The organism is Methanofastidiosum sp. (assembly GCA_020854815.1).
Lineage (GTDB): Archaea > Methanobacteriota_B > Thermococci > Methanofastidiosales > Methanofastidiosaceae > Methanofastidiosum.
In genome coordinates, this window is record JAHKLW010000004.1 from 28,971 (window position 1) to 51,864 (window position 22,894).

28 protein-coding genes are annotated in these 22,894 nt (G+C 36.4%); 14 read left to right on the top strand and 14 right to left on the bottom strand.

What is annotated here, in order from left to right; all coding sequences use genetic code 11:
- The first annotated feature begins 169 nt into the window (after positions 1-169).
- The gene (locus tag KO464_00425; protein MCC7571839.1) at positions 170-1,225 is read left to right on the top strand and encodes a hypothetical protein; all 1,056 of its coding nucleotides are present in this window, start codon (positions 170-172) and stop codon (positions 1,223-1,225) included.
- A gap of 60 nt (positions 1,226-1,285) precedes the next feature.
- A complete protein-coding gene (locus KO464_00430) occupies positions 1,286-1,744 on the top strand; it encodes a hypothetical protein (protein ID MCC7571840.1) in 459 nt (152 codons plus the stop codon).
- On the opposite strand, the gene KO464_00435 is transcribed toward KO464_00430, so the two are convergent.
- The 4 genes from KO464_00435 to KO464_00450 are packed head-to-tail and all read right to left on the bottom strand — an operon-like array spanning position 1,719 to position 4,854.
- A complete protein-coding gene (locus KO464_00435; GenBank protein MCC7571841.1) occupies positions 1,719-2,390 on the bottom strand; it encodes a ribulose-phosphate 3-epimerase in 672 nt (223 codons plus the stop codon). The two genes, KO464_00430 and KO464_00435, sit on opposite strands and share 26 nt — an antisense overlap.
- Positions 2,391-2,394: 4 nt before the next feature.
- Positions 2,395-3,048: a fructose-6-phosphate aldolase gene (gene fsa / locus KO464_00440; GenBank protein ID MCC7571842.1), complete on the bottom strand. Its 654-nt coding sequence runs from the start codon at positions 3,046-3,048 to the stop codon at positions 2,395-2,397.
- 25 nt (positions 3,049-3,073) lie between these two features.
- Entirely contained in the window at positions 3,074-4,015 is a 942-nt protein-coding gene (locus KO464_00445) for a transketolase family protein (protein MCC7571843.1), read from the bottom strand.
- Positions 4,012-4,854: a transketolase gene (locus KO464_00450; GenBank protein ID MCC7571844.1), complete on the bottom strand. Its 843-nt coding sequence runs from the start codon at positions 4,852-4,854 to the stop codon at positions 4,012-4,014. Before KO464_00450 ends, KO464_00445 begins: the two co-directional genes overlap by 4 nt.
- A 107-nt stretch (positions 4,855-4,961) precedes the next feature.
- Between KO464_00450 and KO464_00455 the strand changes: the two genes are divergently transcribed.
- The 7 genes from KO464_00455 to KO464_00485 all read left to right on the top strand — a co-directional run bounded on the left by KO464_00455 (position 4,962) and on the right by KO464_00485 (position 9,973).
- Positions 4,962-5,555 carry a hypothetical protein gene (locus KO464_00455; GenBank protein MCC7571845.1) on the top strand — a complete coding sequence of 198 codons (594 nt, stop codon included), beginning with the start codon at positions 4,962-4,964 and terminating at the stop codon, positions 5,553-5,555.
- A gap of 54 nt (positions 5,556-5,609) precedes the next feature.
- A complete protein-coding gene (gene argS, locus KO464_00460; protein MCC7571846.1) occupies positions 5,610-7,295 on the top strand; it encodes an arginine--tRNA ligase in 1,686 nt (561 codons plus the stop codon).
- A gap of 66 nt (positions 7,296-7,361) precedes the next feature.
- Entirely contained in the window at positions 7,362-7,871 is a 510-nt protein-coding gene (locus KO464_00465) for an ECF transporter S component (protein ID MCC7571847.1), read from the top strand.
- Between the two features lie 14 nt (positions 7,872-7,885).
- Positions 7,886-8,530 carry an METTL5 family protein gene (locus KO464_00470; GenBank protein MCC7571848.1) on the top strand — a complete coding sequence of 215 codons (645 nt, stop codon included), beginning with the start codon at positions 7,886-7,888 and terminating at the stop codon, positions 8,528-8,530.
- Positions 8,508-9,104, top strand: coding sequence for an exosome complex RNA-binding protein Csl4 (locus KO464_00475; GenBank protein ID MCC7571849.1), 597 nt, complete (start codon positions 8,508-8,510; stop codon positions 9,102-9,104). Before KO464_00470 ends, KO464_00475 begins: the two co-directional genes overlap by 23 nt.
- A gap of 4 nt (positions 9,105-9,108) precedes the next feature.
- Positions 9,109-9,699 carry a DUF2067 domain-containing protein gene (locus KO464_00480; protein MCC7571850.1) on the top strand — a complete coding sequence of 197 codons (591 nt, stop codon included), beginning with the start codon at positions 9,109-9,111 and terminating at the stop codon, positions 9,697-9,699.
- A 1-nt stretch (position 9,700) separates the two neighbouring features.
- Positions 9,701-9,973, top strand: a complete 273-nt coding sequence (locus tag KO464_00485; protein ID MCC7571851.1) for a DNA-directed RNA polymerase subunit L — start codon at positions 9,701-9,703, stop codon at positions 9,971-9,973.
- Here KO464_00485 and KO464_00490 read toward each other — a convergent pair.
- Positions 9,970-10,497, bottom strand: coding sequence for an RNA-binding protein (locus KO464_00490; protein MCC7571852.1), 528 nt, complete (start codon positions 10,495-10,497; stop codon positions 9,970-9,972). The genes KO464_00485 and KO464_00490 overlap by 4 nt on opposite strands.
- A 204-nt stretch (positions 10,498-10,701) precedes the next feature.
- On the opposite strand from KO464_00490, the gene KO464_00495 reads away from it, so the two are divergent.
- The gene (locus KO464_00495) at positions 10,702-11,055 is read left to right on the top strand and encodes a DUF192 domain-containing protein (GenBank protein ID MCC7571853.1); all 354 of its coding nucleotides are present in this window, start codon (positions 10,702-10,704) and stop codon (positions 11,053-11,055) included.
- A gap of 46 nt (positions 11,056-11,101) precedes the next feature.
- A complete protein-coding gene (locus KO464_00500; GenBank protein MCC7571854.1) occupies positions 11,102-11,941 on the top strand; it encodes a TatD family hydrolase in 840 nt (279 codons plus the stop codon).
- Here KO464_00500 and KO464_00505 read toward each other — a convergent pair.
- Positions 11,934-12,218, bottom strand: coding sequence for a hypothetical protein (locus tag KO464_00505; protein MCC7571855.1), 285 nt, complete (start codon positions 12,216-12,218; stop codon positions 11,934-11,936). The two genes, KO464_00500 and KO464_00505, sit on opposite strands and share 8 nt — an antisense overlap.
- 113 nt (positions 12,219-12,331) lie before the next feature.
- Here KO464_00505 and KO464_00510 point away from each other — a divergent pair, with 113 nt between their 5' ends.
- Positions 12,332-13,297, top strand: a complete 966-nt coding sequence (locus KO464_00510; GenBank protein ID MCC7571856.1) for a hypothetical protein — start codon at positions 12,332-12,334, stop codon at positions 13,295-13,297.
- A 40-nt stretch (positions 13,298-13,337) separates the two neighbouring features.
- A complete protein-coding gene (locus KO464_00515; GenBank protein MCC7571857.1) occupies positions 13,338-14,726 on the top strand; it encodes a flippase in 1,389 nt (462 codons plus the stop codon).
- Here the strand turns inward: KO464_00515 and KO464_00520 are convergent, their stop codons facing one another.
- The 5 genes from KO464_00520 to KO464_00540 are packed head-to-tail and all read right to left on the bottom strand — an operon-like array spanning position 14,727 to position 18,278.
- Positions 14,727-15,650, bottom strand: a complete 924-nt coding sequence (locus tag KO464_00520) for a methanogenesis marker 7 protein (protein ID MCC7571858.1) — start codon at positions 15,648-15,650, stop codon at positions 14,727-14,729. It abuts the gene before it with no gap.
- Positions 15,651-15,660: 10 nt separating this feature from the next.
- Positions 15,661-16,203: a methanogenesis marker 17 protein gene (locus tag KO464_00525; protein ID MCC7571859.1), complete on the bottom strand. Its 543-nt coding sequence runs from the start codon at positions 16,201-16,203 to the stop codon at positions 15,661-15,663.
- Between the two features lie 13 nt (positions 16,204-16,216).
- Entirely contained in the window at positions 16,217-17,434 is a 1,218-nt protein-coding gene (locus tag KO464_00530; GenBank protein ID MCC7571860.1) for a methanogenesis marker 15 protein, read from the bottom strand.
- The gene (locus KO464_00535) at positions 17,431-17,865 is read right to left on the bottom strand and encodes a methanogenesis marker 5 protein (GenBank protein MCC7571861.1); all 435 of its coding nucleotides are present in this window, start codon (positions 17,863-17,865) and stop codon (positions 17,431-17,433) included. Before KO464_00535 ends, KO464_00530 begins: the two co-directional genes overlap by 4 nt.
- A gap of 2 nt (positions 17,866-17,867) precedes the next feature.
- Entirely contained in the window at positions 17,868-18,278 is a 411-nt protein-coding gene (locus KO464_00540) for a methanogenesis marker 6 protein (protein ID MCC7571862.1), read from the bottom strand.
- Positions 18,279-18,370: 92 nt separating this feature from the next.
- On the opposite strand from KO464_00540, the gene KO464_00545 reads away from it, so the two are divergent.
- The gene (locus KO464_00545; GenBank protein MCC7571863.1) at positions 18,371-19,237 is read left to right on the top strand and encodes a UbiA family prenyltransferase; all 867 of its coding nucleotides are present in this window, start codon (positions 18,371-18,373) and stop codon (positions 19,235-19,237) included.
- 72 nt (positions 19,238-19,309) lie between these two features.
- On the opposite strand, the gene cadA is transcribed toward KO464_00545, so the two are convergent.
- From cadA to KO464_00560, 3 genes are all read right to left on the bottom strand, one after another.
- Complete coding sequence (gene cadA, locus KO464_00550) at positions 19,310-21,265, bottom strand: cadmium-translocating P-type ATPase (GenBank protein MCC7571864.1); 1,956 nt, start codon at positions 21,263-21,265, stop codon at positions 19,310-19,312.
- 46 nt (positions 21,266-21,311) lie between these two features.
- The gene (locus KO464_00555; protein MCC7571865.1) at positions 21,312-21,542 is read right to left on the bottom strand and encodes an SHOCT domain-containing protein; all 231 of its coding nucleotides are present in this window, start codon (positions 21,540-21,542) and stop codon (positions 21,312-21,314) included.
- A gap of 526 nt (positions 21,543-22,068) precedes the next feature.
- On the bottom strand, positions 22,069-22,894 hold an 826-nt coding region (locus KO464_00560; protein ID MCC7571866.1), incomplete at its 5' end, for a ferrochelatase.

The following is a 22,894-nucleotide window of genomic DNA, read 5'->3' on the forward strand; positions in this document are numbered from 1 at the left end:
TCCAAGTATTACGAATAAAATATTCGTGCTACTATTAAACTCTATCATTTATTTATAAAGGTTTTGATTGTTTTATTTATTCTAGAATCTATTGTAAAAATATATTACTATATAAAATATTTAAGTAAACTATATAAGCCAGTTATCATAATGTGAGGCGGTGATAAACATGAAAAAGATTATCGTAATACTATTATTACTTGCATTGTTGTTACCAAGTGTCTATGCAGTGCAAAATGTAAACGATCAAAATGGAAAGGTCACTATCATCCAAAATGATGTAAATGACGACCTTTTCATTTCGGGAGATCAAGTTACCATAAATGGTAACATTAATGGGGACTTGTTTGCTGTAGGAGGGCGGGTAGTTGTAAACGGTAATGTAACTGGCGATGCCTACATTGCCGGAGGAAACGTTGCAATAAACGGTCAAATTACTGGCGGACTTATTGTTGGTGCAGGGCAAGTAACTATTTCAGGCAACACCGGAAAGATATTGGCGGGTTGTGGAGATTTAGCGATCAAAGGAAACACTGACAAAATAATTGCTGCTGCCGGAAATGTCAAGATATACCCAACTTCCGTAGTTGAGAGGTATGCATATATCGGTACCGGCGGATTTGAAAACCAAGGTACGATTAATGGAGAGCTAAATCTATCGGCAGAACAGTTAATCGAAAAGGGTAATGTTGGTTCATTTAACTACCAGAAGAGCACTGTCGGAGAAGATTTTTCCAAAGGTATGAGATCTTTAGGTGCTATACTTTCAATACTTGGCGCCATCGGGATGCTAGTTCTTGGAATATTATTAATACACCTCTTCCCAAAACTATTCTTCACAATCGAAAAAGAAGTGGAAAAGGACTCCATAGTGAGAACTATAATTGGGTTCCTGTTGATTATTGCTACAGTAATTGTCGGGGTAATACTCGCAGTTACAGTAATTGGTCTGCCTATTGCGGCCATACTTGGAATGTTCTTCGTAATAGCCCTTATGACTTCAGGACTATTCGTTTCTTACTGCACAGGGAACTTTGTTACCAAGAGACTAAACATTAATACCAGCGAGATAGGTATATTCGTAATCGGTTTCGTAATACTGGCAGTTCTAAAGCTGATACCTTTCCTTGGATTCTTTGTTAGTCTAGTAGTAGTAAGTCTTGGATTTGGGGCAATCTATTACGCAGTTAAAAACAACTGGAATGTAATAACAGCAAAAAATTAATTTTATTTTTCTTTTTTTAAAGAACAAAAACTTATAAACTTCTTATCAACCCTTCTTTTAATGATTAATCCAAATAACACTAGGATGGTTCCAGGATGGAAGTTCGCACCTGTTCCGATATGTTACGGAGGAGATCTAAGGGCAATTTCATTCTGTTGCCACCCCGGATATCCATTGACATTTTCTTTTAAGTGTGGCCTTCCTAAAGCTTTAGAAGAGCTTGGAATAACTAAAGAAGAGTACATTGAAATGAAAGACAAATTCTCAAAAGATCATGACTGGGATAGTGAACTTGTCTGCTTCAAATCTCTTTCTTACTGTTGCATGAGAAGAAGCGGGTGTATGGGTGGAAGAGACATAGCCTTAACAACAAAATACAAAGATGAAGAGGCTTATGAGAAATATTTTGCATTGAAGAGAAAGCTCTGTGTTGAAATACTAAAAAAGTCTAGAAACAAAGAAAAAGTAAAAGAGCTTCTAGACTATGAGCTTTCTAGACCAGAGCCTTTAATCGAATAATATTATTTTTTATGCTGTCTTTTTTATTGAAGACCGCTGAGCCTGCTACAAGGATATCTGCACCCGCATCTTGTATCTTCTTTATGTTTTTTTCAGTGACTCCACCGTCTACTAAAATCTCTATATCATTGCCCTTAACTAGTTTCTTGGCCTCTTTGATCTTTGGGAGCATTGTTTCAATGAAACTCTGCCCCCCAAATCCAGGATTTACAGTCATTAAAATAAGTAAATCCATTGAGTCTAAAAGGTGTGATATTGTATTGACTGGAGTTGATGGATTCAAAGCTATTCCCGATTTCACTTTTAGCTCTCTTATTCTGTTCAAAAGTCTGTGTGGGTGATATGACGCTTCAATGTGAAAAGAGATATAGTCAAGAGAGATGTCTCTGTCTTTTTTGTCTAGGGATTTAGAAAATAGTTCAACATAATCAGAAGGATTTTCAATCATTAAATGGACATCAATCGGAAGTTCAGTAACTCTAGATACTGCATCAACGACCAGTGGCCCAATTGTAATATTTGGAACAAAGTGCCCATCCATCACGTCGATATGTATTAAATCTGCACCGGCGTTTTCTGCCTCTAGTATGTCGTCTCCGAGTCTAGAGAAATCAGCAGAAAGAATTGAAGGCGCAAGTTTCGCCATAAGATTAAATCTCCTTGTGCGCTACCTTTTTCCAGTCACACATGAACTTCTCAATACCAATATCAGTCAGAGGGTGATTGATAAGTTTCATCAAAACATCATGAGGTACTGTTGCGATGTCTGCGCCCATCATTGCAGCCTGCAACACATGGATTGGGTGTCTGATACTTGCAATTATGACCTCAGTTTCAAATGAGTAGTTTCTATATATCTGTTGAATCTCTGCAATAAGATTCATGCCATCAGTTGAAATATCGTCTAATCTTCCAACAAATGGAGAAACATATGATGCACCAGCTTTTGCAGCTAGAAGTGCTTGAGTTGCAGAGAAGATAAGGGTAACATTGGTTTTTACACCTTGCTCGGATAATGACTTCACTGCCTTGAGTCCGTCCTTTGTAATTGGAACCTTTATTACAATATTCTTATGGATGTCCGATAATTTCAGCGCTTCTTCGATCATTCCCTTATGGTCAGAACATGTAACTTCAGCCGATATTGGCCCATCAACAATCTTGCAAATTTCAAGGATTATATCTTTGAAAGGTTTTTTTTCTTTAGAGATTAGGGATGGGTTTGTTGTAACTCCTTCAATCAATCCAAGACTTGCTGCATCTCTAATCTGTTCGATATTTGCAGTATCCAAAAAAAATTTCATTTTATCTCCTCTATATTAATCATGATTATTTTTTCATCGTTATAACGTTTTTTGATAGTTTATAGATTTCATCCGACGTAAGATTATATATCTGCATCAAAAGTTCATAATCTCCGCTTTGGGCAAAAGTGTCTTTTATTCCGCATCTTAAAACAGGGACTGGGTATTCCTCAGAAAGAATTGATGAAACAAGCGCACCCATCCCGATATATATATTATGCTCTTCTGCAGTGACAACGCACCCTGATTTTTTTCCAGCTTTAATTATGCCTTCTCGGTCAATTGGCTTTAAAGTGCTTAGATTTACAACACCAGCAGAAATGCCTTCTTTCACTAGTTTCTGTGCTGCCTCAAGAGATTTTGATACCATTACTCCTGATGCCATTATAGTAACGTCATCTCCATCTAGCAATGTAATGGCTTTTCCTAGTTTGATTTCATCTTCGCTTTCGAACACATTAGGAACTTTACTCCTTCCAAGCCTTACATATGTCGGGCCTTTTTCTAAAGATATTTCACGAATTATTTTTTTAGTTTCAAATGTGTCTGCAGGCACCATGACCTTCATATTTGGAAGTGCGCACATGAGAGAAATATCCTCTATCATCTGGTGCGATACTCCATCTTCACCAACTGTAATGCCAGCGTGCGTTGCAACAATTTTGACATTCATCTTGGGGTATGCTATTGATTGTCTAATCTGATCGTATACCCTTCCAACAGCAAACATGGCGAATGATGAAGCAAAAACAGTTTTTCCTGTTGTGGCAAGACCTGCAGATATGCCAATCATATTTTGTTCAGCGATACCTATGTTGAAAAATCGGTCGGGGAACTTCTTTCCGAATGAAGATGTCTTTGTTGAAGATGATAGGTCAGCATCCAATACAACTATATCTTTTCTTGTTTCTCCAAGCTGGGATAACACCTCGCCGTAAGCATCCCTTGGAACTCCAAATCCCGTCATGATATTGCCTCCAAGTCTTTCATGGCAATTTTATACTCTTCATCAGTTGGTGGTTTACCGTGGAAAGATGCATTGTTTTCCATAAAAGATACGCCCTTTCCTTTAATTGTGTGGGCTATTATCGCCTTTGGTTTATCTGTGATCTTAAGTCCTTCATTAATAGTTTCAATTATTTCTTTGAAATTGTGCCCATCTATCTCGTAAACTTGCCAATTGAATGCTTTGAGCTTGTCTTTTAGGGGTTCAAGAGCCATGACCTTTTCTGTTAGTCCATCTATCTGCAGCATATTTCTATCTATAATCGCGGTGAGATTTCCAAGTTTAAAATTAGGTGCCGCCATCATGGCTTCCCAAATCTGTCCCGATTGGAGCTCGCCATCTCCAAGTAAGGCAAAAACTCTGGAACTACTTCCATCGAGCCTAAGTCCAAGTGCGATACCTGTGGCAATTGATAGACCTTGACCCAGTGAACCTGTTGATATCTCTATACCTGGTGTTTTGGTGCAGGGATGGCCCTGTAAAAGACACTCAGGTTTTCTTAAATTTTTTAATTCGCTTACGTCAAAATATCCTGATTCTGCAAGTGCAGCGTATAGCGAAGGGCATGCATGTCCCTTGCTCAAAATGAATCTGTCTCTCTCAATCCATGAGGGATTTTTAGGGTCATGATTCATAATATGGAAATAAAGTGATGTTACAATATCTGCAGAAGATAGAGATCCACCTGGATGCCCGGATTTGGCAGAATAAATCATTTCTATAATATCTTTTCTGATCTTATTAGCTCTTTTTTTCAAATCATTTATAGTCAATTCATCTAAGGATTCTTTTGCTTTCATCTTATCTGATATTATTTATTTTTTCTCGATATAAATGATTTATGGTTTATTGCCAAAACAATTGAAACATAGCTAAACTTTTTATATATATAAATTAAAAAATGATCATGGAAACTTGTGGCATTTGCAGCAAAAGGATAAAGGACAATCTTGAGATGTGCTACTGTAGTTACTGTAACATGACCTTTCATTTCACGTGTATTGAAGAACAGCCCTGCCCTAACTGTGGCAAAATTCTAAATGTTGCACACGTTAGACTCGGCAAACCAAGTGAAATTTTTAGAAAAGATGAAAACAAGGATGTCTTTATTGAAGAGGTGGATATAGAACAGACAGAAGAGCCTTTATCTCCTGTCGAAGAGAGTTTTGAAAAAGAGGGGATAACTGATGAAGAAATCCCAGAGAGGATGAAAGGTGAATTCTATCCAGAAGAACCTCCTCAAAGAAAAGATATACAGAGACTAGATGTGCCACCAATGAGCCCGATGATGGAGAGGGGTAAAACTCTTCGAAGGAGAGAAGCACCAAGGAAAAGAGTAGGGATATCAAAGAAGAAGCTCTTGTTTATCATTCTAGTTGTAGCCCTTTTGATAATAAACGCTTTTGTTATCTATTATGTACTAAATGAAGGGACTATCCCATTCTTGAATATCGGTTTAGGGGGAGAAGAGGCTACTACAAAGATCTTCTTAAATTTTTAATTTCTAACCAAAAACGATAAAAAGATTCTACTTAGTTTTGCTGTGGGGACAATATTGCTCAAAAATTTAAAGAATGATTTGGAAAACTCAATAAGAAAAGCTATTGATTCAGAAAATGCTTTGGATTTTGAGATAGTTTTTTCAAGGCCGCCTGATTTTAAAATGGGTGATATTGCAACTCCGCTCTCTTTTGAGCTTGCAAAAAAACTAAAGAAAAATCCCATCCAGATTGCAAAAGATATTGCAGATAATATTGTCCTGCCAACAGGTTTGGAAAAAGTGGAAACATCTGGGGGATACATAAACTTCTTTTTTGATAGGAAATATTTTTCAAAAAAGACTGTTGGCGCTATAATTACTGAAAATGGCTCTTACGGAAAAGGTGAGAAAAAGAAAGAGAAGGTAATGGTTGAGTATTCACAACCCAACACTCACAAATCATTCCACATAGGTCATTTAAGAAACGTCTGCCTTGGAGATGCCTTGGCCAATATAATGGAATTCTCAGGATATGAGACTGTTAGGGCCAATTATATTGGAGATGTCGGAGCCCATGTTGCTAAGTGCATATGGGGGTACATGAAATTCTATGATGGTGTGGTACCGGAAAGCGGCAAAGGAGATTTTCTCGGTAAGGTCTATTCTGAAGCCGATAACAAACTCAAGGACTCTGAAGAATATCAAGAAGAATACAAAATCGTTTTGAAAAATCTCTATGAAGAGGACAAACGAACTATGGACGTCTGGAAAATGACCAGAGAATGGAGTCTTGAGGAGTTTAATAGAATTTACCAAGAGCTCGGAGTTAACTTTGATATCTTTCTATATGAGAGTGAAGTCAAAGATGAAGGCACCAAAATAGCTCGTGAGCTTTTTGAAAAAGGGATAGCAAAGAACAAGAATGGTGCAGTAATAGTTGATCTTAAGGAGTTTGGCCTTGATGAGTTTGTCATCTTAAGAAGCGATGGAACTGCACTCTACTCGACAAAAGACCTTGCTCTTGCAGAAAGAAAGTTTCAGGATTTTAAGATTGATCTATCATTATATGTTGTTGGGAGTGAGCAGAAATTTTACTTCAAACAGCTTTTCAAAACCCTAGAGCTTATGGGATTTAGCCAAGCAAAAAGATGCTATCATTTATCATATGAGCTTGTAATGCTTGAAGAAGGAAAGATGTCTTCAAGAGAAGGGAATGTTGTACTTTATTCAGATCTAAAGGATGTTGTGAAAAAAGAGGCTTTAAATCAAGTTAGAGAAAGGAATATTTCAAATGCTGAAATTATATCCGAAATTGTGACTATTGGTGCTTTGAAGTACAGCATGATGAAGGATAATAACAAGAGGATCATCTTCAACTGGAAAAAGGCATTGGACTTTGAAGGTGATACTGCGCCTTATATTCAATACGCTCACGCAAGGGCATCGAGCATCCTGAAAAAAATTGGAGAGTTTAACTCTGAATTTGAAATAGAGAGGTTAAATGAAAAAGAGTATAAGCTTGTGTCTTTGCTCTCTGAATTGCCAGAGATTGTTGAGAAGGCCTCTATTGATTACAGGCCTGACTATGTTTCAAATTATGTTTATGATGTAGCAAAGTGCTTCAATGAGTTTTACCATGAGTGTCACGTTGTGAATGCTGAATCAAATAAAGAGTTTAGAGCTTGCCTTGTTAAAGCAACAAAGATAGTTTTACACAATGCTTTGGGACTTCTTGGAATTAAAGCCCCAGAAGAGATGTAATACTCATTTTCAAGTATCTACCCAAATATTTATAAATTATTTTTAGCTAATGATTTTGGTGTTTCATTGAAAGCTAAAAGCTCAAAGAATATCGCCTTCACTGCAATCTTTGCAGCAATAGGAATTCTATTCGGAACGATACTGCTTATACCAACACCGGTACCAAATGTTTATCTTGATCTGTCCCATATAGGTACAGTTCTTGCTGCTATATTATTGGGCCCAATATTTGGAGGGGTAACTGGATTTATTGTAGGTATATGGCCTGGCGTTACCTTTGGAAATTTCCTTGTGCCCCCTTTTAAAGCTTTAACGGGTGTTTTTATTGCTATTTTGTCCAAAAAGACAAGACCTGGTATAGCAGTCTTTGGTGGGTACCTGCCCGAGGCATTTTTAACATATCTAACGCTTGCAGTATTGAAGATTCCATATGGGCTCCCGTTGCCTGTTGTATACACTATATTGACGAAGGCCTTTGCTGAAATTATTATTCTGGCTATACTGATGGAAATAATAATGAAGAATAAAGGAGTAAAACACTTTCTTGAATCAAAGGTAGGATTTTTATACCTTTGATATTTTTAATTTTTGTGAGAAAAAAACAGCTTGAAATCTTTCTTTCAAATCTAAAGGAGATGGAAGACCCAGACATGTTTGAAGAGCAGTACACCACTCCAGGTGACATTGCTGCTGAAATCGTCCTATTTGCTTACCACAGAGGAGATATAGAAGGAAAGACTGTAGTTGACCTTGGGGCAGGTACAGGCAGGCTTGGTATAGCTTCTCTCTTATTAGGGGCTAAAAAAGTGTACTTTGTAGAGAAAGATAAAAGGGCCATAGAGATTTTGAACGATAATTTAAAAACATTAACTTTAAAAAGTAATCAAATCTTAGGAGAATACGAGATTAAGGATGGTGACGTTTTAGACGTCCTCCTGCGAGGGGACACTATTATTCAAAATCCGCCTTTTGGTACAAAAAAGAGGAAGATGGATACCAATTTTTTGAAAAAGGCTTTTGAAATAGGAGATGTTGTGTATTCCTTGCACAAGAAAGGGAACTATGATTTCATAAAGAATGTTGCATTGGAAAACGGATTTGAGCTAGTTGAGAAGGAGAGTTTCAATTTTCCAATAAAAGCAATATTTAGAGTTCATAAGAAAAGGAAAGTAATGATTGAAGTTGAACTTTATAGATTCATGAGGTGTTATAATGAAAGCGAATGCAGAGACTAAGAAAGAGTTTGTTATACCAGGTGACTACATAGGAGTTGCCGAAGAATATTTACCAGGAGAAGGGGCATATGAAGAGAATGGAAAGATATATGCTACACTGGTAGGGAACTTAGACCTAGATATGTCAAGAAGAAGTGCAAGTGTTATTTCAAAAACAAATGTTTTACCTCAGATTAAAGAAGGAGATATAGTCTACGGAGAGATAGTATCTGTTAAACCACAGATGGTTTATGTGGATCTTCTAGCATTAGAGGGGCATGCAGACAAGAAGCTTTCAGCCAATACAAAGGCTAGGATATATGTTTCACAGACTGACAAAAAGTATGTGAAAACGATTTCTACAGAATTTAGAAATGGGGATGTTGTTAGGGCCAGAGTCGTAGATACACAAGGCGATTCAATAAGACTTTCGACAGCAGAAGACTCTCTTGGAGTAATAAGAGCAGTTTGTGGCGTTTGTAGAAAAACTCTTGAGAACAAGGATGGAAATTCTGAGGGAAATCTTGAATGCAGTTACTGTGGTGCTAAGGAAACAAGAAAGACAGCAAACGACTATATGAAAGCTAAATTATGATTAGATGAAGCCAAAAATAAGAGTTTTAAGTTTTAAAATCAAGGGCAATGAAAAAGTAGAAATTGCCCGTTTTCTTTCTAAATTTGAAGATATATCTTTTAATTTATCTGATGATACATTAAAAGTCAAAGTATTTAATCCCGGAAATATGGGGGATATAGTACATTCAATTAAGAGTTACTTGGAAGAGCTGAAGGAGAAGGAAATAAACGAAGATAAGGGGATTTACACATACAGCCTTGACAGCATCTCTAAAATAGCTGGCACGACAGTTCCTGTGAAACTTCTAAAAGCAGTCTTAGTGGATAAAGGATACTCATTTGAAGTTGAGAAGGAAAATGTTCTTTCTACGGCGAATGTTTCAGTTGCTGCTAAAGTTGCAGGAGAGATATCTTACCTATTAGAAGATTTGGATGGGGTATCAAAACCTGTTACAGAGATCATCGTAAGGGTTGCAATTGAATTTGATATCTTATCTTCAGAGCTTTTGAGTGTAGGAATAGATGAAAAGATTTTTAATGATACAGAAACGGTATCTTTAAATATAAGCTACGACGATGCTCTTTCATATCTAAGAGAGTATGCAGGTGGTTAATTTGGATATTGAAGTAATTAAAAATGAAGAAAATTTTATGGAATTTAGAATTATTGGTGAAGATCATACATTATGCAATGTATTAAGAGATGCATTACTACAAAACAATAAAGTAAAGGTGGCCGCTTACAGAATTGACCATCCTCTACTTGATAGAAAAAGACCAATGTTTATAATAAATACTGATGGTTCGATATCACCAAAAGATGCACTTCTTGAAGCCATAAAAAGTGTCGAAAAAGATATTAGAGGATTAAAGAAAAAATTGCTTTAGAATGAATCTGGGTCTTCTTCTAGAACGTCTTTTCTAATAATCTCTTCTCTTTTTAAAACTGAAATACCTGTTTTTTTATCAATTATCTGAATAACAACCTTGATATCAGGATCTTCAAGATTTACCTTTGCGCTTGTTGCTTCAACAATCTTTGCACCGATTTCTCTTTCAAGGTCCTGTGATTTGAAATTGACCTTTCCTCTCTTCTTACACCTTACTGCAAATGTGTCATTTTTAAATATTTTAGGCACCGCAACATCAGTTGCTTCGACTGTTATCAGATTCATGTCTGTATTGATATATCTATCAAATGGCAATACACGATGAATAGCGCTTGTCTCATAATCTCTGATCATCTCGGCAGCTTTTCTGGCATTTTTACACTTCACAAGGAGGACCCCTTTGAACTTAGTTTTTTTAATTTCAAAGATTTCCCCTTCCAATGCCCATTCTACCTCCCATATCCCATCAAACTGCCTAGCCGTGGGTGTGGTCACAAGAAGGAATTCTTTCATTTGTTCCATAATGAAAGAAAATATTATTGATTTAAAAAGTTTTATATGGGCGTGAAAATAGCATCTTAAATAAAATAAACCATATAGAGTTTTAACCTCTATACGGCGGAATACTATATGCCAGTAACACTAATCTATACTAACGTGTTACTATTTATAAAGCTTTGTATAACTTTTAGATACTTTTTTAATTTAGACTAAATAGTCGGTATAATGTCTTCGCATGACCTATCAAAAATCTTTGACAAACTGACCTATCAAAGAAATTTTTTTGAACTGTCAAGAGGATTAATGTTCAAGAACGATATATCTATTTCAAACGAATCTTATATCTTTATTTTGAATCGGGAAAGAAAAGCTGCTATAACAATGATGTTTGTTTTTTTTCCTATTGATGTTGTCTGGCTCAACTCAGAATTTCAAGTCATTGACTCAAAAGAAAATTTAAAACCTTTTTCATTTTATACTAGCCACAAAGGTAAGGCCAAATACTTTGTTGAAATGCCGTTAGACTCTATCAAGAAATACAGGATCAAGATTGGAGATAGGTTAAAATTCCCTCTTTAGAGATTGATTGCAAAACTATTAATAATGGTCCGCCTTAATTAATTCAATGTTCATAACAGATAATCACATGCATATTGACCCGATAAGAGGGATGGGGCTTGATGCCGTGAGAGAATTTACTTCTGCTGGCGGTACACATTTTATGCTTGTCTATAAAACTGCTAATGATTCAAAGATTCAAGTAAAAAGTGGAAAAGATTTTGGAAAAGCCTATGATTATATAATTGAGCTTTCAAAAAAAATAAACAGAGAAACTGATGCAAAGTCTTTTCCAATTATAGGGCTCCACCCTGCTGAATTTCACCACCTTATACTAGACTTTGGAAAAGAGAAAGCGTATGAGATGGCTTTGGAGGCTCTAGGTGAAATTGAAAAGAGGATTTCTGATGGTCTAGCATTTGGAATCGGGGAAGTCGGAAGACCGCATTACGATGTTGGCAAAGAGATAATTGACATATCAAATCAATTTCTTATTGAAGTTCTAAAAGTTTCAAAGAAGCTAAGATGCCCAGTGCAACTCCACACTGAAACATTTGATGAAAAAAAGTTTTTAGATCTTGGAGAGATTGTAAAAAAGCATGGGCTAGCTGAAAAGACAATAAAGCATTTTTCACCTCCAATGGTTTCCATGTGTGAAAAAATCGGGATTTATCCATCAATTATTGCAAGAGAAAAGAATATTCTAAAGGCTTTGGAGGAAGGTAAGAGATTTTTGATGGAAACAGATTACATTGACGATAACGAGAGGCCGGGCGCTGTTGTTGGTCCTAAAACAGTCCCTAAAATTACTAAAAAATTATTTGATAAAGGAATACTGACAAAAGAAGATATTGATAATATACATAAGTACTTGATAGAAGAGATATACGAAATTGAGATTATCTGATATTTCTGTAGGAGTCTATTCTTTTCTTTGACGAAAGATATTCTGCCTTTGCCAAAAGTTCTTTGTTTTTCTTTATTTCTTTCTTCTTTTTCATTTCTGTGGTTCCCATGAAAAATATATTTGCACCAACAATCATGAAAGAGATGGCAATCATTGTAGCGCCTGACATCATATATACATCTGTAGCTTTGGCATTTATGGCTATAGATAGGCCAAACAGCAAGCCGACCCCCAAGACAATTATACCCACGACCCATTTAAGAAAATATAGTGCCATTATCATAAAGAATATCTGAAAATTTAAAAGTCTTTTCTTTTAATTGGGAAAAATCTTAAATAACAACCCATTAATTGTAATATGCACAGTTTAGAGGTACAAATGGTGGCCTTATGAAAAAATTAATTATTATTTTACTAATTATTATTGGCATGGCCTGCCAAATTCCCATTTATGCTCAGGAAGATTTCGCCTGTATGGGATGCACAATAGATGTTGAAATATCGGAAAATTCGGAACATGTTACCATTCGGATGATATTCCTAAACCTTGGGCTGCCAGATTTCAATGGTTTTTTTCTTTATGTCCCAGGCAGGGTCAATAATCTAAGAGTGGTGGATGATGCAGGTAACGTTTTAGAGTCCTCTTCTTCATCCATAGGTAGGGAAACCTTTGTGAGATTTTATTTCAATAGAAGTTTAAGGCTTGGAGAAACGATACTTGTAAAAATTGACTATGATGTATCTGATTTAATTACAAAAAATGATTCCTATAAATTGAGCTTCCCATTTGAATCGCCCTGTGATGTAAGGTATCTTAAAATGGCATTTAACTTTGAGAAGGGAATCCCGATTTTAACTGAATTTGCACCTTCACCTTCAAGATTTGAATCTGTGGACAATCAGGTTTCTGTTGTATGGTACAAGGAGGGAGTTAAGGAAGGAGAAAAATTCCTTTTTGAAGCCAGCTATGATGAAAAATATGCGCCTCTTAGACAAATAAAAGATCAAACTCCCGCAAAAGAAGAGCCCCCGGATAATCCTGCGATGTATATCCTAATGTCAACTGCCATTATCTTCTTTGGGTTGATCACAATTCTTCTCCTCACAAGAAAAAGAGGCCACAATAAGATAGATGTAGCTTTAAATGTGCTTGACCCAAGAGAATCAAGAATCTTAAAGATAATATCAGAAAACGGTGGATCAATGACTCAGGCAAAGCTGTTTGAGCAGACCACCTTCTTTTCAAAACCAACTCTATCAAGAGTCTTGGATAAACTTCTCAAGAGAAAACTCATAGAGAAAGAAGAAAAGGGAAGAACAAACATCATAAAGCTAGGGGAAAAGCTGAAGGACTAAACAAAAGAAATAAAAGACAGAGCTTTAGTCATAAAGTTATATGATTAAGAAATCCCTGATGCTTCTTATTGCAAATTCCTTCTCCAGAGTTGCAAATTATCTCTTCACTCTTTTCACGGCCAACATCCTTCTACTTACAGAGTATGGGCTGCTGTCTGCTATCATGCCTTTTCAGTCATTAATATTAGTTCTTTCGTCATTCGGTATCGCACCATCTGTATCCAGGTTTACATCAATCTATGATGCAGAGAATAAAAATCAAAAAATATCTTCTTCTCTGTTTTTTGTACCTATCGGGATTGGCTTATTTATTTTGCTCTTTGTTTTATCTCCAGTCATAATGAGTTTTTACTCATTGGACATAAGAGAAGGAATTGATGTACCGCTTAAGATAATTCTTCTTGTGATACCTCTTGGTGTGTTATTTTCAGTTTTCACTGGAATTCTCCTTGGTATCAAAAAGGTAAATTACATGGCAGTTTCAATATTTGCGCTTTCACTCTCTTATTTTTTACTTTCAATGCCACTTTCTTACTTCTTTAGAGTTTCAGGCGCCTCTGCAGCACTTGTGGTAGGATATCTAATAGGGATAATAGTTTCGTTTTTATTAGTTCTAAAGAGTGGCGTCAAACTAACTCTAAAAAGTGAGAATTTTCAGGAATTTAAGAAGATTTTAGTATTTGCAGTCCCGGTATCCATATTCTCTTTAAGCCTTGTACTGCTCTTCAATGCCGATATTTACATATTGGCCCACTTTTTTGGCCCAAAGACTGTTGGAATCTATGGCATGGCATCACCAACGGCAGGTATTGTCCCCTCATTTGCAATTGCCCTATCTGCCGTGTTATTGCCTGAACTATCAAAACTAAAATCAATAGAAAAAGACGGGATTAAAAGCATTCTAGTATCACTTAAAGCCTCGTTTAATATTACACTCCCTGTTGCACTTTCACTTTTTGCATTTTCAGCTCCAATAATATATTTTCTCTTTGGAGTCCAAGAAGGAGGATGGGTGCTGAAGCTTCTCTCAGTTGGTATGCTATTCTATTCTATATTTTATATCGCCTCTACTTCTCTTCAGGCTATGGGAAAACAGTGGACTCCAATGAAGATAACGGTGCTTATAGCTATAATAAATGTAATCCTGAACTACCTGCTCATACCTAGGTACAATATAAACGGTGCAGCTTTTGCAACTATGGTATCTTGTATAATTGGTATGGCCCTGATGCTCAAAAGCTTAAAAATTATGTTTGTTCCTGACAAGAGATTTGTTTTATTTTCAATGGCCATCTTTCTAGCGATGATGATCTTTGAGAGTATAGTTGGATTATTTCCATCAAGAACTATGAATCTTATTGTATACGGCGGATTTGGAGCTCCCTTAATTATGAGTTATTTTTACTATCTTAAGAAAAAATGGATATGATTATAGATTGTTTTTTAATGAATCAAAATAAGATTTTGTAAATATCTTTAGTATTGTAATCCCACTGTAGGGTGACTGATAGATATTAGCATACTCTTCTATCTTCCTACCATCAAATTCTATGTTCTTTATCTTTTCCTTGAACTGAGCCAATGGCATTTTTACTTTGACACCATCTACATTTAGGACTATAGGGATTGGTGAAATGATCTTGTCTATGCCCTCAACGTTTTCTTCTAAAATCTTCTTAAGGTATATTGGTTCTAATATCAGAGGATCCTCTTCTATTTCCCTTCTCCTTTTTTCTACTGCCTTTGAGATTTCACCGACCATGACATCAAATATATCAAGATCAAACTTCTGCCTCAATCTCTGGCTCCTTCTTCCAATGCCGCCGACGTAATAATCAAGCCCTTCAATATTAAATTGTTCTGGACCTCCGAGAACAACTACGGGTATATCAATGTCGATAAAGAGATGAGTCTTTTTCATAAGACATCTGCTAAAGTTTCCCAGAGAATAGACCGCCACATCGGCCTCTTCTATCATCCCCTTTTCTGTGGCAGTTATCTGGTTTATTCTCTGGCCAACTCCTCTTGCAAGCCCCATGACGTTTGTCACAGCACCGTTCCTTCTGATGTATTCTGATATATCGCACACCGGGTGTGGCAGATGATGCTTTCCAAGAGAAGGTGCTACAATTGTGACTTCTGAACCTGCAAGTGGAACTTCAACAATTTTTCCCCTTAACTCTTTTGCTTTTTTAACTACAAGCTCATAATCCTCGGCGGGTACAGAAATGATTAGAGTAATATCAATTTGGGTAACATTTTTCTGGATTAAAAAACCTCCAAGATCATCTACGAGGTCTTCAAACTCATCTGCCCTATGGAGTCCTCCTTCAAATAATGCCATCTTAAACATTGATTTCCACCTAGTCCCTCTCGTGAAACTTTTGAGCAAGTTTTTTGCTTTCTTCTGAAATTGCATTCTCACTTGATGCAACTGTTATAGTTTTTTCTGCAGAGAGTATGTATTTGATCCTAGCTGCTTCAGGTAAAACCCTATTGATTGCTTCTTGAACGTTTTTCTTCAAATCCTCTGTAGGGTAGTAGACGACTTCAGACTTTATCTTATTGAAGATATCAGTCGGGATTTTAATCTCAGTTCTATCGGCCTGCTCTACCCCTTCTTTAGAGATGGCCCATAATAATGATAATATCTTTGGAACGTAAAACTCATCCTCTACAGACAGTGATTCTTTTTCTGCGTTGTAGATGGCAACGTCCTCTATCCTCAAAGGTTCAAGAATTTTTTTTATCCTAATTGATGTTATGAAAACAAAATTTTCAGTATCGCCATAGAAGTATACCTTTTCTATGCTTCTTCGTATCTCAAATTCTCTCATTATATCATTTATTAAAGTGACATAACCTTGAGATTCCTTCTCTGGCAATCCTTCAACTATTATTTCCATTAACTTATCTCCTTTAGATAAATCCTGAGCAGAGTAAGGCTCCTCCGACTGCACCGATATATTGAGAGTTTTGTGGAACTAAAGGTTCTGTTTTTAAGATATCGCCTACCGCCCTTACAAGTCCTTTTAGAAGTGAGGTACCACCTACTTGAATCACTGGAAACCTTACATCAATTTCCTGAAGCTGCTGCTGATAAATCTGTTCGGCAACGCTTCTGCATGCTGCTGCTGCAACGTCTTCTTTAGTATATCCTTCAGCTAAAGCAGAAACCAATCCCTGGATTCCAAAAACTGTACAGTAGCTATTCATTGGTACCTTGTGAAGCTCTCCTTTTGCTGCCATATCCCCAAACTCGCCGATTTCAATTCCAAGTCTCTTTGCAGTAGTTTCTAGAAATCTCCCAGATGCCCCAGCACATATCCCTCCCATTGTAAAGCTATCGGGTATACCATCCATGACAGTTATTGCCTTATTGTCCATTCCACCTATATCAAGGATTGTGGCTTCTCCTTTCTGTTTATCCGCAAGAAAAACTGCGCCTTTTGAGTTTACAGTCAATTCTTCCTGGACAAGTTTTGCCTTGTAGTGATGTCCTAAGGTATATCTGCCGTAACCAGTTGTCCCGATTGATTCGATATCTTTAAGATCCACCTTAGCTTCCTTAAGGGCCTCTGATACTACCTTCTCGGCTGACTCTATCACTGTTGTTGTCGGACTCCAGTATTTACCTATAATCTTATTATCTTGCATTATCACTGCTTTTGTTGTAGCTGAGCCTGAATCAATGCCCATTGTCAAGCCTACTTGCCTTTCTCTCCCGAGTAGATCTTTTCTTTTTACAATTGTCACAAGCGCTTCCATTCTTGTAAGAAGAACACTTGCCTTAGTATTTTCAGTGAATGAATACATGACGACTGGAAGTTTTGTGTGCCTCTGAAGATATCTCCTTATCTCATTTCGGATTAAAGCACCTTCTGCACATCTAAAACATGTGGCTATCAATACAGCATCTGCTTCAAATGTTTTATCTGCTAGTGCTTTTGCCCTCGCAACCATGAGTTTTAATCCAGCACTTACAGGGTTGAATCCAAATTCTTCAACTGCCTCATCAAAATCAATGTCGACATCAGGAAAAACTATCTTGGCCCCTACTGTTTCTGCAGCTTTTTCAATTTCTTTTTGGATACCACTGTAATCATTACCACATGAAAGCTGAGCTATTTTAATCATTTTAGACCCTCCAAGAACCCTTTAATTCTTGCAATGAAATCTTCCACTTCTTCCTCATTTGTAGGATAGTCAAGTTCTAGAGTTGGAACTTTTCTCTGTTTGATGAGATAAATAGTAAGCTCATTTGTCCTGGCGCATGCCATGCACCCAAATGTAGATGGAAAGTTATTGACAATAATAGCAGCTTCTGCCTCATCAATCAATGGTCCAAACATGGCAAGTCTGCCCCTGACGCCAGATGGAACTTCTATGGCGGCATACTTTAATCCAATTTTTACATCTATTTCAGTTATATTCATTGGTGGAGAGTCAAGTTCTGGATCATTAACTCTTCTATCTATCTCTTTTGCTAGAGCTAGGGGAGTGTGACCAAACCTTTCAACTAAATCCTGCAATATCATGCTGTTTGGGGGATAAATAAAAACTTTCATCGTTACACCTTTTTCTTAATAGCCTTCTTCAGTACATCTACATCTACAGGTTTTTTCTTCTTTTTATCTATGGTTTTAAATCTTCCTTCTTTTAAAACCTTGGAGATCAGAGGTAATAATTTGTACTCTTCTTGTAAAAAATAATAACCGGGCCTTGCTCCGCCACCTCTTGTAGCCCTACATCTTCTTTCATCTCCTATTGGATAAGCTCGATGCTTTGAAAATATATCTGCGTTAAATTTCTCCCTTATTTTTAGTGTGACATTCTCAACAACGTCGTCGTCGCCTTCTACCATGATACCATAACAGGTATCTTTGATGTTCAAAGTCTTCCCAAGACTTACAATATAGTTAATTACTGTTTGAGGAGTTAGTGATGAGGTATCAGCGATAACAAACATTCTTGTTTTCATATCTGAATTAATATTTATTAACAATAAAAGAGTTTCGACTATTATCTAGAATATTGGATAAGAATATAAAATATTTTTTTATAAATAATTTAATGCGGATTAGAAAAAAACTTAGAGGGATTGCACAATTAATTAGACTAGACCTTTCTTTTGCGGCGGCTATATGTGTAGTTGCCGGAGAGATATTGGCCCTTTCAGGTATCCCCACCTTAATAGAGGCTGTAGCAGGGTTTAGTTGTGGATTTTTTATCTCTGCTTCTGCACTAGTATTAAATGATTATTTTGATCTTGAGAGTGACAGGATAAATGCTCCAAATAGGCCACTCCCCTCAGGAATCGTTTCAAAATCTGAGATAATCTATTTGACAGTATTCACGACAATCATAGGACTTTATTCTGCCCTCTTACTTGGGATATATGTTTTGATTATTGGTATATTATTCTGGTTTATTGGGGTTCTATATAACTGGAAACTAAAAAGAACGGGGCTGTTGGGTAACATAATGGTCGCATCTTCAGTTGCAATCACATTTATTATTGGAGGTATAGCAGTCGGGAAACCCTGGAATGTTACAGTATGGTCATTTGGCCTGATGGCTTTCTTAGTTGATCTAGGCGAAGAAATATCTGCCGATGCAATGGATTTAGAAGGCGATAAACTTCAGAACTCAAAATCGATTGCGATAATTTGGGGGAGAAAAGTTGCACTTAAAGTATCCAGCTTATTGTTTGGCCTAGTAATATTAGTGAGTTTTTTTCCTTTGCTCTTTGGCAATCTAGGAAGAATTTATTTACTGGCAATGATAATTATAGATGCTAATATTATCTATTTTGTGTATAAACTCTTGAAGAGTAAAACTGAGAGTGAAGGTAGGAACTATATCATAGGTATATATCGTGGAATAATGATTGGGATTATGGTATTAGTATTGGGGCTTGTTATTTTAGAAATTATTTGAAATCTTTTTTTAAATGGAAAATCATCTTCGTAAAATCATTCATTTAAACTTAATAAACTATGATTTGATAAGTTATTTTTTAATTTGTAAAAGTTTAGCATTAATAGCGACAATCACTGTGCTAAGAGACATCAATGCTGCGCCAACTGCAGGTGAAATTAGAATCCCCTGATTGTAGAGTATTCCAGCTGCTAAAGGTATGGCAATGACATTATATCCGGTAGCCCAAAATAAATTTTGTAACATTTTGTTGTGTGTAGCTTTGCCAAATTCGATTAAGGTAACTATGTCATCGGGGTCACTGTTTACTAATACTATATCAGCTGTTTCGGCGGCAACATCTGTCCCAGAGCCTATAGCAATCCCTATATCTGATTCAGCTAAGGCTGGCGCATCATTAACTCCATCGCCAGTCATTGCAACAAACTCATTATTCTTTTGAAGCTCTTTTATTTTCTGCTGTTTTTGGTGGGGCAAAACTTGTGAAAAATAACCGTCCAATCCAAGTTCATTTGAAACTTCTTTGGCTGTTTCTTCATTATCTCCGGTGAGCATCCAGCACTTTATATTCATTTTATGTAAAGTATCGATTGCATTTTTTGATTGTTTTCGTATTTTATCGTTCAAAGAAATACTCCCTAGGAGCTTAGAATCTTCTAGGATATATACTGTTGTTCCAACACTATTAGTTTTAGGAAAGATGATATTGTTTCTTTCTAGGTATCCCGGGCTTACTACTCTAATATTTTTGCCATCTATAATTCCTGCTATGCCCTCCCCCCTCATGTTCTTAAAGTCCTTTACTTCAATCAATTCGATATTCATTTCTTTGGCCCTATCAGTTATGGCTTTCGCTATGGGATGTTCAGAAGAAGATTCGAGAGATGCTGAAATTTTCATCAAATATTTCTCATCAATATTTTTGTATAATATTTGCACAAAAGATACCCCAAATTTACCTTCGGTTAAAGTTCCTGTTTTATCAAATACTATTGTGGTTATTTTTCTAGCATTTTCAAAAGCGGTCCTATTTCTTATAAGCAATCCATTTTTTGCAGATAAAGAAGTGGAAATTGCAACTACAAGTGGAATTGCCAGCCCCAGTGCATGAGGGCATGTTATTACCATGACCGTTGCCATCCTTTCAATGGCAAAAGATAAATCGCCTTTTAATATCATCCAACTGGCAAAAGTAAAAACTCCAACTGAGATGCCGATAAGGGTTAATCCAAATGCGGCCTTATCTGCAAGATTTTGTGTCCTTGATTTTTGTTCCTGTGCCTCCTTTACTAGTTTAATAACCTTCGCAAGGTATGAATCTTCGCCAGTTCTTTCAACTCTAAGATCAAATGCTGCGTTTCCGTTTATCGACCCCCCGACTAGAGTATCACCTGCTTTTTTCTTAACAGGCTTTGATTCGCCAGTTAGCATTGATTCGTCGACATGACCCTCTCCTTCGACTATAACCCCATCGGAAGGAATTTTTTCACCAGGCTTTATTAGAATAATATCTCCTTTTTTCAATTCGCTGATTTCGATGTCTCTTATGCCCTTATCGCCTTTTAGATGCGCAGTGTTAGGCAACAGTTCAACAAGTTTTTCGAGTGCCTTTGATGCGCCCATTATAGAGCGCATCTCTATCCAGTGCCCTGCAAGCATTACATCAATTAAGGTTGCAAGTTCCCAAAAGAAGGTCATTCCCTCTAATCCAAAAACTACGGCAGTGCTGTACGCATAGGCAACCGTAATAGCTACAGCAATTAAAACCATCATTCCCGGTTTTCTCTCTTTTAGTTCCTCTTTGAATCCTTTTAGAAAAGGATATCCGCAATAGAAAAATATTACAGAGGAAATAAGAAATGAAATATAATTATCGTATCTAAAAGTCAATGATACGCCTAAAAGCCCCTGTATAGTTGGAGATAGAATCAAAATAGGAACAGTCAAGGTCAGTGATATCCAAAGCCTCTTTTTAAAATCGTCCAACATCATTTTATGATGATCATGTTTATGTGGATGGTTGTTCATAGCCCCTCTTTTTAAAGTAAAAATAAATTTATAGTTTTTTGATATGTTAACTTTCCAAATCCTTTCTAGTTTTCTCAAACTCGGCCTTAGTTATTTCTCCTTTGGCGTATCTTTCTTTTAGCAATTTTATGGTGTTGTCTTCCATTTCTTTTTCTGACCCTTTCTTTTGAGCCAGTAAGAAAACTAGTACTATTATGAGTATGGCTATTAAAGCAACTATTCCAAAGCCTACGGCGCCAAATCCCCAGAAGAAATGACCATCTCCAGGATACATCATGTGCCCCCAATTATTCTCTCCCATCATGCCTGGCCCCATTCCTCTAGTCGGGAGAATCTCCGTTTGAAGATACTGGCTGTAAAATCTTTTGCCCATGTTTATGTGGGCAATTCTAAGACTTTCAGAACCTTCACCGCCCATCATCTCGTCCATGTACTCGTGATCTTCCTCCAACATTAGTTCCATAAAGTAATCTCCAAGGATTTCAAATTGGTCATCAGTTATCTGAGCATAAGGTATTTTCTGTTCTAAGATTTCTATAGCTTCTGAGAAATCTTCATGCGAGTCTGAATCAGCAATTACAAATGAAAGTGTCAATAAAACTATTAAACTAGCTAAGATTAGTTTCTTCATTTATATCTCCAAATTTAATATACTAATTTTTAAGTATATAATCTTAATGGCTATAATGTTTAATATAAATTGATTTTATTTTTTATATTACAACTCTTTTCTTAGATAAAATAATTTCGTTGATTTTATCCTTGTATCAGGCCCTTTATATTGGATAAAGATAGTAAAATTATTAACCAAACCTGACCCTATCAATCTTCTCTTTAATCGCATCAATCACGATTGGATCGTCATTCCACGCCCCGAGATTAATAACATCAATACAATTTGGCACTTCACATTTAGAAACAAGCTCAGGAAGATCACACATGCTATGTATACTATCTGCACTAATTGCAGCTGAAAAGTAAAATATCTTCTCAACTCCATTTTGTACTAATTTTTGAACTGCCTCTGATGTACAAGGCTCTCTAAACTCCATCCATGCAAGATCTAAATTCTTACGGTCGTATCCATCTTTAACAAATAATTCTAAAACATCTGTTCTAAATTTTATCTCCTGCTCTGTTTCTGTCGGCCATTCAATGTCCCACTCTTTTGGCTGCCCGTGACCAACAAGCAAAACTCCAACTTTTTTCTTATCAGCTTTTCCAAGATTTTTCTTTACTCTTTCGATGAACATGCCCTGCAAAGTCTTTGAATCCCAAAGTGGACCTGTAAATGCAATTGAAACTCCGTAATCATCAAAATTAATTTTTCTAACTAACTCCTTACCTTCAGCTGTATGATTTGAAATGGTCAAGAATATCTCACTTACTATTATTCTGCTTGCCCCTTCATTTAATGCAGTTATAACAGCAGCGTCTGGTCTTGGCTCATCCTCTAAAAATGATAGATAAAATTTAGTCTTCTTATCCCCTTCTTTTCTAAATTTCTCTTCAAGCGATTTCATCATCTTTTCATGCGTTTTCTTATGCTGACTAAAACCAACATGGATATACTTTTTCCTCAACATATAAAGAAAAATTGGCCTAATCAAAAGTGGGATAAACTTAATC